Source organism: Pseudomonas sp. I3-I5, assembly GCF_022699445.1.
Lineage (GTDB): Bacteria > Pseudomonadota > Gammaproteobacteria > Pseudomonadales > Pseudomonadaceae > Aquipseudomonas > Aquipseudomonas fulva.
The window spans coordinates 1,493,658-1,509,178 of record NZ_CP093940.1 but is presented as its reverse complement, the minus strand read 5'-3'; the positions used below and the strand labels follow the sequence as shown (position 1 = coordinate 1,509,178).

General features: G+C 63.0%; 10 protein-coding genes. 5 read left to right on the top strand and 5 right to left on the bottom strand.

The window, feature by feature from the left end; translation table 11 throughout:
• Nucleotide 1 precedes the first annotated feature (1 nt).
• From MOP87_RS06750 to MOP87_RS06740, 3 genes are read right to left on the bottom strand one after another with little or no spacing between them, the layout of a single operon-like run.
• Nucleotides 2-1,243 (bottom strand): lipoprotein-releasing ABC transporter permease subunit, encoded by a 1,242-nt coding sequence (locus tag MOP87_RS06750; protein WP_023534194.1) that lies wholly within the window; start codon nt 1,241-1,243, stop codon nt 2-4.
• A gap of 59 nt (nt 1,244-1,302) precedes the next feature.
• Nucleotides 1,303-1,986, bottom strand: a complete 684-nt coding sequence (gene lolD / locus MOP87_RS06745; RefSeq protein WP_242810269.1) for a lipoprotein-releasing ABC transporter ATP-binding protein LolD — start codon at nt 1,984-1,986, stop codon at nt 1,303-1,305.
• Nucleotides 1,987-1,993: 7 nt separating this feature from the next.
• Entirely contained in the window at nt 1,994-3,244 is a 1,251-nt protein-coding gene (locus MOP87_RS06740; RefSeq protein ID WP_027915079.1) for a lipoprotein-releasing ABC transporter permease subunit, read from the bottom strand.
• A gap of 93 nt (nt 3,245-3,337) precedes the next feature.
• Between MOP87_RS06740 and MOP87_RS06735 the strand changes: the two genes are divergently transcribed.
• Both MOP87_RS06735 and MOP87_RS06730 read left to right on the top strand, forming a co-directional pair.
• Nucleotides 3,338-3,922 carry a PilZ domain-containing protein gene (locus MOP87_RS06735; RefSeq protein WP_088523568.1) on the top strand — a complete coding sequence of 195 codons (585 nt, stop codon included), beginning with the start codon at nt 3,338-3,340 and terminating at the stop codon, nt 3,920-3,922.
• A 28-nt stretch (nt 3,923-3,950) separates the two neighbouring features.
• Nucleotides 3,951-4,673, top strand: coding sequence for a glycerophosphodiester phosphodiesterase (locus MOP87_RS06730; protein WP_027915081.1), 723 nt, complete (start codon nt 3,951-3,953; stop codon nt 4,671-4,673).
• A gap of 42 nt (nt 4,674-4,715) precedes the next feature.
• Here the strand turns inward: MOP87_RS06730 and sthA are convergent, their stop codons facing one another.
• Together sthA and MOP87_RS06720 are read right to left on the bottom strand one after the other, a co-directional pair.
• Entirely contained in the window at nt 4,716-6,110 is a 1,395-nt protein-coding gene (gene sthA / locus MOP87_RS06725) for a Si-specific NAD(P)(+) transhydrogenase (RefSeq protein ID WP_023534167.1), read from the bottom strand.
• 397 nt (nt 6,111-6,507) lie between these two features.
• Nucleotides 6,508-7,971, bottom strand: a complete 1,464-nt coding sequence (locus tag MOP87_RS06720) for a glyceraldehyde-3-phosphate dehydrogenase (protein ID WP_027915082.1) — start codon at nt 7,969-7,971, stop codon at nt 6,508-6,510.
• Between the two features lie 168 nt (nt 7,972-8,139).
• Here MOP87_RS06720 and mfd point away from each other — a divergent pair, with 168 nt between their 5' ends.
• Genes mfd through MOP87_RS06705 form a run of 3 tightly spaced genes read left to right on the top strand, consistent with a single transcriptional unit; the run spans nt 8,140 to nt 15,495 of the window.
• The gene (gene mfd / locus MOP87_RS06715; RefSeq protein ID WP_027915083.1) at nt 8,140-11,589 is read left to right on the top strand and encodes a transcription-repair coupling factor; all 3,450 of its coding nucleotides are present in this window, start codon (nt 8,140-8,142) and stop codon (nt 11,587-11,589) included.
• Nucleotides 11,590-11,598: 9 nt separating this feature from the next.
• Nucleotides 11,599-12,165: a peptidoglycan binding protein CsiV gene (locus MOP87_RS06710; RefSeq protein WP_027915084.1), complete on the top strand. Its 567-nt coding sequence runs from the start codon at nt 11,599-11,601 to the stop codon at nt 12,163-12,165.
• Between the two features lie 3 nt (nt 12,166-12,168).
• Nucleotides 12,169-15,495, top strand: coding sequence for a DEAD/DEAH box helicase (locus MOP87_RS06705; RefSeq protein ID WP_242810268.1), 3,327 nt, complete (start codon nt 12,169-12,171; stop codon nt 15,493-15,495).
• The last annotated feature ends 26 nt before the right edge of the window (nt 15,496-15,521 follow it).

Sequence of the window (15,521 nt, the reverse complement as noted above, 5' to 3'; positions counted from 1 at the left end):
GTCAAACCGCCAGGCCAATGGCCGGTTGTACCTGGGAAGCCCGATAGGCTGGGTAGAGGGTAGCCAGGAAGCTCATCACCAGCCCTGCCGCGCAGATCATCACCACATCTCCGCTTTGCAGCTCCGAGGGCAGGCTGCTGATGAAGTACACGTCGGAGGTGAAGATATGCTGACCGCTGATGCGCTCCAGCCAGCCCACGATCTGGCTCACGTTGAGCGCGGCGATGACCCCGAGCACCCCACCGATCAGCGTGCCGACGACGCCGATCAAGCTGCCCTGGACCATGAATGTCCCCATGATCTGCGCAGGCGTTGCCCCCAGGGTGCGCAGGATGGCGATATCCGGCCCTTTGTCATTCACCACCATGACCAAGGTGGCGATGATGTTGAACGCGGCCACGGCGATGATCATCAGCAACAACAGGCCGATCATGGTCTTTTCCATCTTCATGGCGCTGAACAGGCTGCCTTGGGTGTGGGACCAGTCATCTGCCCGGTAGCCCTCGCCAAGCTGCGCTGCGATGGCCTTGGAGACTTGCGGGGCGGCATACAGGTCATGCAGCTTCAGCCGCACACCTTGAACCTGGCCGGGTGCCCAACGCTGCATGGTCGCGGCATCGGCCATGTGAATGTAGGCCTGGGAGCCATCGAGCTCGGCGCCCACCTTGAAAATGCCCACCACGGTCAAGCGCTGCATGCGTGGGGTGATCCCGCCAGGCTCGCTGCTGATCTCTGGCACGATCAAGGTCAGTTTGTCCCCGGTATTCAGGCGAAAACGGCGGGCCGTCAGCTCGCCAATCACCACGCCGAACTCGCCGGGCTGCAAGTCCTGCAAGCGGCCCTGAACGATGTGCCGCCCTACGATCGAAACCTTGTTTTCCTCGGCCGGATCGATACCGCCCACCTGAATGGGCTGCATGGCGCCCTTATAGGACAACATGCCTTCCATCTCGGTGATCGGGGCCGCGGCAACCACGGCAGGGTTTTTCATGGCCGCATCGGCCACCTGCTGCCAGTTGTCCAGCGGCTGCTGGCCTAGAATGGCCGCGTGGGGGACCAAGCCCAGGATGCGCGAGCTCATTTCGCGCTGGAAGCCGTTCATCACCGACAGCACCACGATCATGGCCAGCACGCCCAGGGACAGGCCGATCATCGAGGTCATGGAGATGAACGAGATGAAATGGTTGCGACGCTTGGCCCGGGTATAGCGCGCGCCGATGAAGATGGGCAGGGGTCTGAACATGTGCGAATACACCCAATCAAAACAGGTCGCGGGATGAAAGGGTCATCCCGCTCGGTCGGTCAGATCGCCACCAGGTGGCCATTGTCGAGTTTCAGTACACGGTCCATCTGACGCGCAAGGCTCAGGTCGTGGGTCACCACCAGGAACGCCGTGCGCGAAGCACTGGACAGTTCCTGCATCAATTCCTGGATGCCTTGGGCAGTGTGGTGATCGAGGTTCCCGGTGGGTTCGTCCAGCATCACAAGGCCCGGGCGGTTGACCAGCGCACGCGCAATGGCCACCCGCTGACGCTCACCGCCAGATAGCTCGGCCGGCTTGTGATTGAGGCGATGCCCCAGCCCAACGCGTTTGAGCAGCGCCTCGGCACGTTCACGCGCCTCTGGGATAGCGGTACGGCCGATGAGCAGCGGCATGCACACGTTCTCCAGGGCCGTGAATTCGGGCAGCAGGTGATGAAACTGGTACACGAAACCCAACTCGCGGTTGCGCAGCAGCCCACGGGCGCGCTCGCCCAACGCCGACAGCTCCTCGCCGGCCAACCACACGCTGCCCTGTGTGGGGCGATCCAGGCCGCCCAGCAGGTTGAGCAAGGTGCTCTTGCCGGACCCCGAACTGCCGACGATGGCGATGCGCTCGCCGGCGTGCAGTTCCAGGTTCAGGCCACACAACACCTGCACCGACTCGGGGCCCTCGTCGTAGGACTTGCCCAGGTTGCGGCAACTCAGAACGGCTTTATCACTCATGCGCGACTCACTCATAACGTAACGCCTCTGCCGGCTGGGTGCGTGCCGCACGCCAGGCAGGGTACAGGGTGGCGAAGAAACTCAGGACCAGTGCCGCACCACAGACCATGTACACGTCCTGGGCCTGGATCTGCGAGGGCAGGTAATCGATGAAATACACGTCGGCGTTGAGGAATTTGTGGCCGATCAAATGCTCGATCCCGGCGATGGCCGTACTGACGTTGAGCGCGGCGATGATGCCCACCACGGCGCCGATCAACGTGCCCACGACACCGATCACGGTGCCCTGCACCATGAAGATGAGCATGATCTGCCCGGGGGTGGCACCCAACGTGCGCAGAATGGCGATGTCCCCTCGCTTGTCGTTGACCACCATCACCAGCGTGGAAATGATGTTGAACGCGGCAACAGCGACGATCAGCAGCAACAGCAGGCCGATCATGGCTTTTTCCATGCGAATGGCCTGGTAGAGGTTGCCATGGGTACGGGTCCAGTCGCGGCTGTAGAAGTCCTGGTCGCCCAGCTGTTGGGCGATGTCGTAAGCCACCCGCGGGGCCTGGAACAGGTCATCGAACTTCAAGCGCAGGCCCTGCACCTGGTCGGGCTTCCAGCGGTGCAGGCGCGACAGGTCGGCGATGTTGGTCAGCCCCAGGTAACCGTCGATTTCGCCGGCTCCCACATGGAAGGTGCCGACCACGGTGAAGCGCTTCATGCGCGGGAACATGCCGGCCGGTGTAACGCTGACTTCCGGGGCCACGAAGGTGAGTTTGTCACCGACGGCCACGCCCAGCTTGGCTGCCGCCTTGTCGCCGATCATGATGCCCCACTCACCGGGCGCCAATTGGTCCAGCCGGCCCTGCTGGACGAAATTATCGATGATCGATACCTCCCGTTCCCGGGCTGGATCGATGCCGTTGAGCAACACCTTCTGCACCTTGCCGTCATGGGTAAGCAAACCCTGCATCTGGGTGAAGGGCGCGACCGCCACCACCTGCGGATTCTGCTTTACTTGTTCGGCAAGGGCAGGCCAGTCGGCGATGGGCTGGCCGCTCTCGAGCGTGGCGTGAGGGATCATGCCCAACACGCGGGTGCGCATCTCGTGGTCGAACCCGTTCATCACCGACAGCACCACGATCATGACTACCACGCCCAGGGCGAGACCGATCATCGAGGTCAGGGAAATGAACGAGACGAAGTGATTGCGACGTTTGGCACGGGTATAACGCGTGCCGATGAATGCGAAAAGAGGTCTGAACATGTCGGGGCTTGTTCGGATGGAAGGGAACGTCCTTGTGGCGAGGCGCCTACGGCGGCTTTACACTCGGACCACCGCCGCTACCATGGGTTCGCCATGACGACATTAGACGAAGAAGATCGCCGCGAATACTACCGCATTGCTGATCGGATCGCACTTCAAATCAGCCCATTGAGCGCGGCCCAAGCCCTTGATCCAGATGTGTTGCAGGATGATTCCCCACTGTTCAATCTGCTCAGCGAGCTGCACCTGGCCGACTTCGAGGCCCAGCACCTGCTGCGCCAGCTCAGCGACAAGGACCGCACCCTCGCAGCGTTTCTGCGGGTACAGAACAAGCGCCTGGACGTGCTCAGCGCCGTGGTCGCCCATACCCTGCTGGGCGAGGTAGGCCAACCGCAGGCAGTGGTGATGTCCGAAGGCGGTCTGGAGTGCGTCCAGCCAGGGCCTTTTGCACCGGGTACCCAAGTGAAGGTACAAATGGTGCTGATGCCACGCGCCCATGGCCTGCTGTTGCGTGGCAAGATCACCCATTGCGAGGCCAGGCCCGAGGAGGGCTTCGAGGTCGGCATCGAGTTCATCGACATGGTCGATGCCCAGCGCCAGCTGCTTGCCCGCTACATCCTGCAGCGCCAGCAGCAGCAAAGACGCCAGCAACTGGAACAGAACGCCCCATCACCCTGACTCCATTTTTCTCACTGAAGGAACGAACGTGACCCTGATCTATGGCCATCGCGGCGCCAAGGGCGAAGCGCCCGAGAACACCCTGAACAGCTTCCGCCAGTGCCTGTCCCACGGCATCATGCGCTGCGAGCTGGATCTGCACCTGTCGGCCGACAACCAGCTGATGGTGATCCATGACCCTACCCTCAAGCGCACCACCGGCAAGCGCGGCAAGGTGGTCGAGCACCCGGCCGAAGACCTGGTCAAGCTCGACGCACGTCAGGGTGGCCCGGGCTGGGTCCAGCCCTGCCCCATCCCACGCCTGGAAGAGTTGTTCGAGAAATGCCCGTTCGAGCACTGGCAGCTGGAGGTCAAGAGCGCCTCGCGCACCCGCGCAGCCAGCACGGTGCTGGCCATTCGCGAACTGGCCCAGCAGTTTGGCTTGCTGGACAAGGTAACGATCACCTCCAGTTCACGCGAAGTGCTGGGCGCCGCTCAAGAACTGGTGCCGGATGTGCAACGCGGCCTGGTGGCCGAGTACGCCTGGCTCGACCCGCTGAAAGTTGCACAGAACTATGGTTGCCAGATGCTGGCCTTGAACTGGACGCTGTGCACCCCGGAACGCCTGCAAAAAGCGCAAAAGCAGGGCTTGCACGTGTCGGTATGGACGGTCAACGAGCCGGCACTGATGCGCCGGCTCGCTGATTTTGGCGTGGACAGCCTGATTACAGACTTTCCCGGTTTGGCCAGGACCACCCTCGGGCAGGGTTGAATTCGGTCTCTCCGACCGGCTCAGGCCACCGGTCGGAGCCGCTCAAAAAAGCCGGTTCAGACCGTCATAGGCCGCTACCCGATAGGCTTCGGCCATGGTCGGGTAGTTGAACGTGGTGTTCACGAAGTACTTGAGGTTGTTCAGCTCGCCCGGCTGGTTCATCACCGCCTGGCCGATATGCACGATTTCCGACGCCTGATAGCCGAAGCAGTGCACACCCAGCACCTGCAGCGTCTCGCGGTGGAACAGGATTTTCAGCATGCCCTGGGGCTCACCGGCAATCTGCGCCCGGGCCATGCTCTTGAAGAAGGCCTTGCCCACTTCATAGGGCACCTTGGCCTGGGTCAGTTCCTGCTCGTTCTTGCCGATCGAGCTGATCTCCGGAATGGTGTAGATACCCGTCGGTACATCGTTGACGAAACGCCAGCTGCCGTTGTCGACGATGCTCCCTGCGGCCGAGCGGCCCTGGTCGTGCGCGGCACTGGCCAGGCTTGGCCAGCCAATCACGTCGCCGGCGCCGTAGATGTTCGGCACGCTGGTGCGGTAGGCCTCGTCCACTTCGATCTGGCCGCGGCTGTTGACCTTGATGCCGATGTTCTCAAGCCCCAGCTTGTCGGTGTTGCCGGTACGCCCGTTGCACCAGAGCAAAGCATCGGCCTTGATCTTCTTGCCCGACTTCAGGTGCAGGATGACACCGTTGTCCAGCCCCTCGACCCGCTCATAATCTTCGTTGTGGCGCACGGTGATGTTGTTGTTGCTGAAGTGGTAGCTCAGGGCCTGGGAGATTTCCGAATCCAGGAAGCTGAGCAATTGCCCACGGTTGTCCACCAGTTCGACCAGCACACCCAGGCCGCTGAAGATCGAGGCGTATTCGCACCCGATCACCCCGGCGCCATAGACGATCAGCTTGCGCGGGGTATGGCTCAAGCTGAGGATGGTGTCGCTGTCGTACACACGCGGGTGGTTGAAGTCGATGTCTGCTGGCCGATAGGGGCGCGAACCGGTGGCAATGATGATGTGCTTGGCGTTGAGTTTTTCCACCACACCATTGGGGCAGACCACTTCGACGGTCTGCTCGTCGGCGAAGCTGCCGGTGCCGAAGAACAGGTCGACGCGGTTGCGGGCATAATAGCCCGTACGCGAGGCCACCTGTTTGGCGATGACCTTCTCGGCGCTCTTGAGCACGTCCGGGAAGGAGAACCAACGCGGCTCGCCGATGGCGCGGAACATGGTGTTGGTGTTGAACTGCATGATCTGCCGCACCGAGTGACGCAGTGCCTTGGAGGGGATGGTGCCCAAGTGGGTGCAGTTACCCCCGACTTGGCGGCGGGTGTCGACCATCGCCACCTTGCGCCCTGCTTTGGCGGCGTTCATTGCCGCACCTTCCCCGGCTGGGCCGGAACCCAGCACCACTACGTCGTAGTTGTAGACAGCCATGCGTACTCCTTCAGAACTGGCCCGCAAGCCACGGTCGCTTGCGGCGCACGATCATGCCGCCTGGGCGCCATGAGAAAAAATCGGGTGCAGTCTAATCAAGCGTGAACGGCGCGCACATTAACCCTTGGTCGCGTCGTAGGCCAATTTCGCCCGCACTACATAAACCACCTTCTCCTTGGCGGCAATCATCCTCGTCCCCGCTTTCGATCACCTTTCACTACCTGCTCAGGCGAAAAAACCGCTCAGGCACCTGCCAAACGGCGGTCATTGTCCCTGAAATGTCGCGTTGAGTCACTCGGTGCCCCCTGCGCTCTGCGAGTACAAGCACCCGTGCCCGGCCGCCCAAACGAAAACGGGAACCCGAAGGTTCCCGTGTGTTCAGCGTCTGAACGGCCGATCAGCGTGGAAAGGCAGGTGGGTTGACCCCGGCCATGTCTTCCATCACGCGCACGACCTGGCAGCTGTAGCCGAATTCGTTGTCATACCACACGTACAGCACGACGCGGTTGTCGTTGCAGATGGTGGCTTCGGCGTCTACCACACCGGCGTGGCGCGAGCCCACGAAGTCGGTGGAGACCACTTCCTGGGAGCTGACGTAGTCGATCTGCTTGTGCAGGTCCGAGTGCATGGCCGTCTGGCGCAGGTACTCGTTGATTTCCTCGCGGCTGGTGGCCTTTTCCAGGTTCAGGTTGAGGATGGCCATCGACACGTTCGGCGTCGGCACGCGAATGGCGTTGCCGGTCAACTTGCCCTTGAGCACTGGCAGGGCCTTGGCGGCGGCGGTGGCAGCACCGGTTTCGGTGATGACCATGTTCAGCGGCGCGGCGCGGCCACGGCGGCTGCCCTTGTGGAAGTTGTCGATCAGGTTCTGGTCGTTGGTGAACGAGTGAACGGTTTCGACGTGGCCGTTGACGATGCCGTACTGGTCGTTGACGGCCTTGAGCACCGGCACGATGGCGTTGGTGGTGCAGGAGGCGGCGGAGATGATCTTGTCATCGGCCGTGATCTCGCCATGGTTGATGCCGTGCACGATGTTCTTCAGGGCACCCTTGCCAGGTGCGGTGAGGATCACGCGGCTGGCACCCGGGCACGCCAGGTGCTGGCCCAGGCCGTCGGCATCACGCCATACGCCGGTGTTGTCCACGATCAGCGCGTTGTCGATACCGTACTGGGTGTAGTCGACTTCGCTCGGGTTCTTGGCATAGATGATCTGGATCAGGTTGCCGTTGGCCGTCAGGGTGTTGTTGGCTTCGTCGATGGTGATGGTGCCATCGAACGGCCCGTGCACCGAGTCACGACGCAGCAGGCTGGCACGCTTGACCAGATCGTTCTCGGCGCCTTTGCGCACGACGATGGCACGCAGGCGCAGGCCGTCGCCGCCACCGGTCTTCTCGATCAGGATACGCGCCAGCAGGCGACCGATACGGCCGAAACCATACAGCACGACGTCGGTGCCCTTGCGCGCAGCGGCGTTCTGCTGGCCCACCACGTCGGCCAGCTCTTCACGCACGAACTGCTCGGCGCTGCGGCCGTTGCCTTCGAGCTTGAACTTGTTGGCCAGCTTGCCCAGGTCGACCGAGGCGGCGCCCAGCTTCAGCTCGCTCATGGCCTTGAGCAGGGGGAATGTCTCGTGAACGGACAGTTCGGTTTCGTCGGTCTGGCGATGACGCGCAAAGCGGTGTGCCTTGAGGATCGAGATAACCGAACGGTTGATCAGGCTGCGGCCATAGATCGAGCTCACCACATTGTTGTTGCGGTAGAGCTGACCGATAAGCGGGATCATCGCTTCAGCCAGGGCTTCACGATCGATCCACTCACCAAGACACTGGTCGGGCTTCTGAGTCACGGGAACCTTCCACATGTAGGGACAGAAAAAAGGGGCTACATTATGACGCCCCGATGCGTAACCGGCAATGAGCGCCTGTCGAGGTCACGCACATCGATCATCCTGCCCCATTGGAGCCTGACAGCCGCCAGCGTCACCGGTACAATCGGTCTCTTTGCCGAAACGCTTGGAGTGCAATCTCCCGTGTCAGTTCTGCGCCTACCGCAACTGTCGGCTACCGCCGGCAAACAAACCTGGGGCAACCTGCCCGGTGCCGCCCTCAGCCTTGCCATCGCCGAGGCCGCCAGCAGCGCTGGCCGCTTTACCCTGCTACTGACGGCAGACAGCCAGGCCGCCGACCGCCTGGAGCAGGAACTGAAGTTCTTCGCGCCCGAGTTGCCAGTGCTGCCGTTTCCCGACTGGGAGACCCTGCCCTACGACCTGTTCTCGCCCCACCAGGACATCATCTCCCAGCGCATCGCCAGCCTGTACCGGTTGCCCGAGCTGAGCCACGGCATCCTGGTGGTGCCCATTACCACGGCCTTGCATCGCCTGGCCCCTACCCGCTTCCTGCTAGGCAGCAGCCTGGTGCTGGACGTGGGCCAGACCATCGATGTGGAGCAGATGCGCAGCCGCCTCGAAGCCAGTGGCTACCGCTGCGTCGACACCGTCTATGAGCATGGCGAGTTCGCCGTGCGTGGGGCCTTGATCGACCTGTTCCCGATGGGCAGCAAGCTGCCCTACCGCATCGACCTGTTCGACGACGAAATCGAGACGCTGCGCACGTTCGACCCCGAGACCCAGCGCTCGATCGACAAGGTCGACTCCATTCGCCTGCTGCCGGCTCGCGAATTTCCGATGCAAAAAGAGGAAGTCACTCGGTTCAAGGCACGCTTTCGCGAGCGTTTCGACGTGGATTTTCGCCGCAGCGCGATCTTCCAGGACCTGGCCAGCGGCATCATCCCGTCAGGCATCGAGTACTACCTGCCGCTGTTCTTCGAAGAAACCTCGACCCTGTTCGACTACTTGCCAGCCGATACCCAGGTGTTTTCGCTGCCGGGCGTCGAGCAGGCGGCCGAGCATTTCTGGAACGACGTGCGTGGGCGCTATGAGGACCGCCGGGGCGACCTGAGCCGGCCCTTGCTGCCGCCGGCCGAGCTGTTCATGCCAGTGGAAGACTGTTTCGCACGCCTCAAGCAGTGGCCAAGGGTGGTGGTCAGCCGCGATGACCTGGACCCCGGCGCCGGGCGCCAGCGCTTCGCCGCCCGCGCCCTGCCCGACCTTGCCATCGAAGCCAAGGCCAACCAGCCGCTGGCGGCATTGGCAGGGTTTCTCGACCAGTTCGATGGCCGCGTGTTGTTCACCGCAGAATCGGCCGGGCGCCGCGAAGTGCTGCTCGAGCTGCTCGAACGGCTCAAGCTGCGCCCGAACACGGTTGAAGGCTGGACCGACTTCGTCACCGGCAGCGAACGCCTGAACATCACCATCGCACCGCTCGACGAAGGCCTGCTGCTCGACGATCCGGCCATGGCCCTGATCGCCGAAAGCCCGCTGTTCGGTCAGCGGGTGATGCAGCGCCGCCGCCGCGACAAGCGCGGCGAAACCGCCAACGACGCCGTCATCAAGAACCTGACCGAGCTGCGCGAAGGTGCACCGGTGGTGCACATCGACCATGGCGTAGGCCGCTACCTGGGCTTGGCCACGCTGGAAATCGACGGCCAGGCCGCCGAGTTCCTTACCCTTGAATACGCCGAGGGCGCCAAGCTCTACGTACCGGTTGCCAACCTGCACCTGATCGCCCGCTACACCGGCAGCGATGACGCGCTGGCGCCCCTGCACCGCCTGGGCTCGGAAACCTGGCAGAAAGCCAAGCGCAAGGCTGCCGAACAGGTACGCGATGTCGCCGCCGAGCTGCTCGACATCTATGCCCGCCGAGCAGCGCGCAAGGGTTATGCGTTCGCCGACCCCGCCGCCGACTACGCCACGTTCAGCGCAGGCTTCCCGTTCGAGGAAACCCCCGACCAGCAAGCGGCCATCGAAGCGGTACGCGCCGACATGCTGGCGCCCAAGCCCATGGACCGCCTGGTGTGCGGCGACGTGGGCTTCGGCAAGACCGAGGTGGCCATGCGTGCAGCGTTCATCGCCGTGCACAGCGGTCGCCAGGTGGCTGTGTTGGTGCCCACTACCCTGCTGGCCCAGCAGCATTACAACAGTTTCCGCGACCGATTCGCGGACTGGCCGGTCACCGTCGAGGTGATGAGCCGCTTCAAATCGGCCAAGGAAGTGGCCACCGCCGCGGCCGAGCTGGCCGAGGGCAAGATCGACATCCTGATCGGCACCCACAAGCTGCTCCAGGACGATGTGCGCTTCAAGGACCTGGGCCTGGCCATCATCGACGAAGAGCATCGTTTCGGTGTGCGTCAGAAAGAGCAGCTCAAGGCGCTGCGCAGCGAAGTGGACATCCTCACCCTGACCGCCACGCCCATCCCGCGCACCTTGAACATGGCTGTGGCGGGTATGCGCGATCTGTCGATCATCGCCACGCCACCGGCGCGGCGCCTGTCGGTGCGCACCTTCGTCATGGAACAGAACAACAGCACCGTCAAGGAAGCACTGCTGCGCGAACTGCTGCGCGGCGGCCAGGTGTACTACCTGCACAACGATGTGAAAACCATCGAGAAATGCGCCGCCGACCTGGCCGAGCTGGTCCCCGAGGCGCGCATCGGCATTGGCCACGGCCAGATGCGCGAGCGCGAGCTGGAACAGGTGATGAGCGACTTCTACCACAAGCGCTTCAACGTGCTGGTGGCCTCGACCATCATCGAAACCGGCATCGACGTGCCCAGCGCCAACACCATCGTCATCGAGCGTGCCGACAAGTTCGGCCTGGCCCAGCTGCATCAACTGCGTGGCCGAGTCGGTCGCAGCCACCACCAGGCCTATGCCTACCTGCTGACACCAACGCGCCAGAAGGTCAGCGGCGACGCCGAAAAACGCCTCGAAGCCATCGCCAACACTCAAGACCTGGGCGCCGGGTTCGTGCTCGCGACCAACGACCTGGAAATCCGCGGGGCTGGCGAATTGCTCGGGGATGGCCAGAGCGGCCAGATTCAGGCGGTGGGCTTTACCCTGTACATGGAAATGCTCGAGCGCGCCGTCAAGGCGATCCGCAAGGGCACCCAGCCCAACCTGGAGCAACCACTGGGCGGCGGCCCGGAAATCAACCTGCGCCTGCCGGCCCTGATCCCCGAGGACTACCTGCCGGACGTGCATGCGCGGCTGATCCTGTACAAGCGCATCGCCTCGGCAGCCGATGAGGAAGGGCTCAAGGACCTGCAGGTCGAAATGATCGATCGCTTCGGCCTTCTGCCAGAGCCCACCAAGAACCTCATGCGCCTGACGCTGCTCAAGTTGCAGGCGGAGAAACTTGGCATCAAGAAAGTCGACGCCGGCCCCAACGGCGGCAAGCTGGAGTTCGAGGCCGAAACGCCGGTCGATCCTCTGACCCTGATCAAGCTGATCCAGAGCCAGCCCAAGCGCTACAAGTTCGAGGGCGCCACTCAGTTCCGCTTCCTGGTTCCAATGGAACGGCCTGATGAGCGCTTCAACACCCTTGAGGCGCTGTTCGAGCGCCTGACACCAAAGCCTGCCTAAGGAAGATCCATGCGCGCCATTCGCTGTCTGACCCTGCTGCTGGTGGCGTTTGCCCCAGCGGCATTCGCCCAGGGCCCGTACCAGGTCGAAATGATCCTGGTACGGCAGAACAACGTACCCGCGTTCACCAGCCCCTTCGCTCCCGAAGACTGGAGCGCTGGGGCGCCACGGCTGGACAAGAGCGCAGAGCAGCGCCCAGCCCTGGAAGACGAGGCCACGCGCCTGGGCGCCACGGCCGATTACACGGTGCTCATGCATCGGGCCTGGCAACAGCAAGTAGGCGATGGGCCCAGTCGCATCGCATTGGGTGAGGGTGCCGAGCAGTTCGGCCATTTCCCGATCGAGGGCAACCTGAGCATCACCCAGGGCCGCTTCATCCAGGTTGAAGCCAACCTCTGGGTCAACCAGCTCGACAGCAACGGCAGCGTGCTGCAGAGCGAGCAGTTTCGCCAGGCCAACAGCAATGTGAAAGGCGGACAACTGACCTACCTGGACGGCGGCCATCTGGCCATGCTCCTGAAGATCACCCCACCCGGCACACCCAAGATGCCATCGCTGGACATGCTGGAGCAGTAGCCCATGAGCCGCAATGGACCGGATGCCTTCGAGCTGCTGAACGAGTACCCCAACTGGATCGAATGTTTCGACGCAGGCACTCTGAGGCGAGGCGAGGTTTACGCGAGCGAGGGCATGTCCGAGCTGGAGTACCTAAACGGGCAAAGGTTTTCCGCTCTGTGCAAAGGCAGTGCAGGACAAACCTACCGGCAGGACATCGAAGTGAGCGTGCATGCCGGGCGCCTGCTCGTAAAAGGCCGGTGCAGTTGCCCTGTTGCGCGCAACTGCAAGCACTGCGCGGCTGCGCTGCTGCTGATCAGCGACCCCTTCGACACGCCACTGATAGCCAAGCCCACCTCTGCAAAGATGTCAGCCGAGCTTCAACATTGGCTCAGCAATCTCGAACAAGCGCCCGCGCCGGTCGAACCGGGCAAAGACAGGCGCGGGCGCTCGGTCTGCTACAACTTGCGCCTTCAGGACGATGCCAGTTGCTCAGTGGTCGTGCGCAAGGGCGCCGAAACCGAAGACGGCATTCGCTTCAGCCGGGTGCAGTCGGTCTACGACTTCCTGTACGACCGACCGAAGTTCGTGACCGAAGAAGACGCGCGCATCCTGCGTCTGCTCTCCTCGCTCAATCAGGGGGGCGGCCAGGAGCGAGGCTACAGGCTGACCGGGGCCGAAGGCGGTGAGTTGCTCCAGCGCATCATCGACACGGGCCGACTGTACCTGTTCGACACCCAACCGCAACTGGTGCCCGGGCCGGTGCGCCAGGGCGAGTTTCGCTGGGTGCGCCTGGACAATGGTGCGTACCGTGGCTTGTGGTTCACCGGCGGGGATAAAACCAACTGCGTCATCCCGTTGCTTCCGCTGTACTACCTGGACATGGTCACCCATGAGATCGGTATTCTCGAACATGGGCTCAACCCCCACGTTGCAATGCAACTGACCCTCGCACCCGAGGTGCCGGAGCACTTGGTCGTGCCACTCAGCCACAAGCTCAATGCCTTGAGCCATGCCGTGCCGACGCCGACCGAGGTCGAAGAGCAACACGTCGATGACATCCAGCCCAAGGCGCACCTCGCGCTCGGGAGCCTGGAGTTCACCGCCTACATGCCCAAGACCGGCCGCATGCAGCGCCAGATGCAGCATCGCGCCGCGTTGTCGTTCGACTACGACGGCCTGTCGGCCAGCGGTAATACCGACAAGCCGCTCACGCGCCTGGTGGGCAGTGTGAGCCAGCGCATCAGCCGTCAACCCAAGGCTGAGCAAGCCCTGCGCAATGTCCTGCGCGACATGGGGTTCAAGGTCGCGACCCGGCAGAGCAAGGCGCTGCCCGACAGCGCGGGCGAGATGTTCCTGCTCGCCGACGACGAAGCCTGGCTGCAGTTCGTGCGCACAGACCTGCCCCGGCTGCGTGAGGCGGGCTGGCAGGTGGATGTCAACCGCGACTTCGCGTTCGACTTGCAGGAAGTGGAGGACTGGTACGCCACCGTCGATGAAACGCCAGGCCATGAATGGTTCGACCTCGAACTGGGTATCGTCGTCGATGGACAGCGGCACAGCCTGCTGCCCATCGTGCTGCAGCTGTTGCGCAATAGCCCTGAACTGCTGCGTCCCAGCGAACTGGCCAAGCGCAATGACGAGGAGCACCTGCTGATCGATCTCAACCGCGGCCGGATCGACGCCTCCGCCCTGCGCGTGGCACTGCCTTATGGCCGGGTCAAGGCCGTGATGGCGACCTTGGGCGAGCTGTACATGAGCGAACCCGAAGCCGGAACGGCACTGCGCATGAGCCGAGCAGACGCTGCGCGCCTGAACGGGATCGAAGCGCTGCCGCTGCATTGGGAAGGCGGGGAGCATGTGCGCGATTTGGGTCGCCGCCTGCGGGATGCCAGGGATCTGCAGGTCGCCCCACCTGCCGGCTTGCACGCCAGCCTGCGCGGCTACCAGCAGCAAGGGCTCAACTGGCTGCAAGCACTGCGGGAGATGGGCACCGGTGGCATCCTTGGGGATGACATGGGCCTGGGCAAAACCTTGCAAGCCCTTGCCCATGTGCTGCTGGAAAAAGAAGCGGGCCGTTTGACGACGCCAGCACTGGCGGTCATGCCGACCAGCCTGCTACCCAATTGGCTGGACGAGGCGCAGCGTTTTGCACCTGACCTTCGGGTGCTGGCCCTGCACGGGCCAGCACGCAGCAAGCATTTCACCCGTCTGCAGGATTACGACCTCATCCTGACCACCTATGCCCTGGTGCCCCGCGACCTCGCGCATTTGCGTGCGCAGCCATGGCACCTGCTGTTGCTCGACGAGGCGCAGAACATCAAGAGCAGCACAAGCAAGGCCGCCATGGCTGTGTGCCAACTGCAGGCTACCCAGCGCCTGTGCCTGACCGGTACACCGATGGAAAACAACCTCGGCGAGCTGTGGTCGATCTTCCACTTCCTGATGCCCGGCTGGCTGGGTGACCTCAAGCGTTTCAATCAGGACTACCGCACGCCCATTGAGCGCCAGGGCAATACCGAGCGCCTGACCCACCTGATCACGCGCATTCGCCCCTTCCTGCTGCGCCGCACGAAGGAGCAAGTCGCCACCGAACTGCCAGCCAAGACGGAGCTGGTGCACTGGGTCGAACTGAGCGACGCACAGCGTGACACCTACGAGGCCGTGCGGGTGGCGATGGACAAGAAGGTTCGCGACGAGGTAGCCCGTAATGGTGCCGCACGCAGCCAGATCGTCATTCTCGACGCACTGCTCAAGCTGCGCCAGGTGTGTTGCGACCTGCGCCTGGTCAAGGGCGTGGACATCAAGGGCAACCAGAGCGACAAGGGCAAGCTGGGCGCGCTGCTGGAGATGCTCGAAGAGCTGATGAGCGAAGGTCGCCGCGTGCTGCTGTTCTCCCAGTTCACCTCGATGCTGGCGTTGATCGAGCAGGAACTGAAAAAACGCAGCATTCGCTACAGCCTGTTGACCGGTGACACCCGCGACCGTCGCACCCCTGTCCAGCAATTCCAAGCGGGGGATAGCCAGGTCTTTCTGATCAGCCTCAAGGCAGGCGGGGTGGGCTTGAACCTGACAGCAGCCGACACCGTGATTCATTACGACCCGTGGTGGAACCCGGCCAGCGAAAACCAGGCGACCGACCGGGCCTACCGCATCGGCCAGGACAAGCCCGTGTTCGTGTTCAAGCTGATCACCCGGGGCACGGTGGAGGAAAAGATCCAGCTGTTGCAGCAGGAGAAAGCAGCGCTGGCCACCAGCCTGCTTGACGGAGGCAAGGCTGGGCAGTGGCGACTGGGGGACGAGGAAATCGAAGCGTTGTTTGCGCCCTTGCCGGGCAAGCGGGGTCGGTAAAACCTGTCGGGACGCGCACTGGCTGG

Bases quoted from the DNA above. Each gene is read 5' to 3' on its own strand.
- MOP87_RS06750 (WP_023534194.1), bottom strand. From the start codon at position 1,243: ATGTTCAGACCCCTGCCCATCTTCATCGGCGCGCGCTATACCCGGGCC.
- lolD (WP_242810269.1), bottom strand. From the start codon at position 1,986: ATGAGTGATAAAGCCGTTCTGAGTTGCCGCAACCTGGGCAAGTCCTAC.
- MOP87_RS06740 (WP_027915079.1), bottom strand. From the start codon at position 3,244: ATGTTCAGACCTCTTTTCGCATTCATCGGCACGCGTTATACCCGTGCC.
- MOP87_RS06735 (WP_088523568.1), top strand. From the start codon at position 3,338: ATGACGACATTAGACGAAGAAGATCGCCGCGAATACTACCGCATTGCT.
- sthA (WP_023534167.1), bottom strand. From the start codon at position 6,110: ATGGCTGTCTACAACTACGACGTAGTGGTGCTGGGTTCCGGCCCAGCC.
- MOP87_RS06720 (WP_027915082.1), bottom strand. From the start codon at position 7,971: ATGTGGAAGGTTCCCGTGACTCAGAAGCCCGACCAGTGTCTTGGTGAG.
- MOP87_RS06710 (WP_027915084.1), top strand. From the start codon at position 11,599: ATGCGCGCCATTCGCTGTCTGACCCTGCTGCTGGTGGCGTTTGCCCCA.
- MOP87_RS06705 (WP_242810268.1), top strand. From the start codon at position 12,169: ATGAGCCGCAATGGACCGGATGCCTTCGAGCTGCTGAACGAGTACCCC.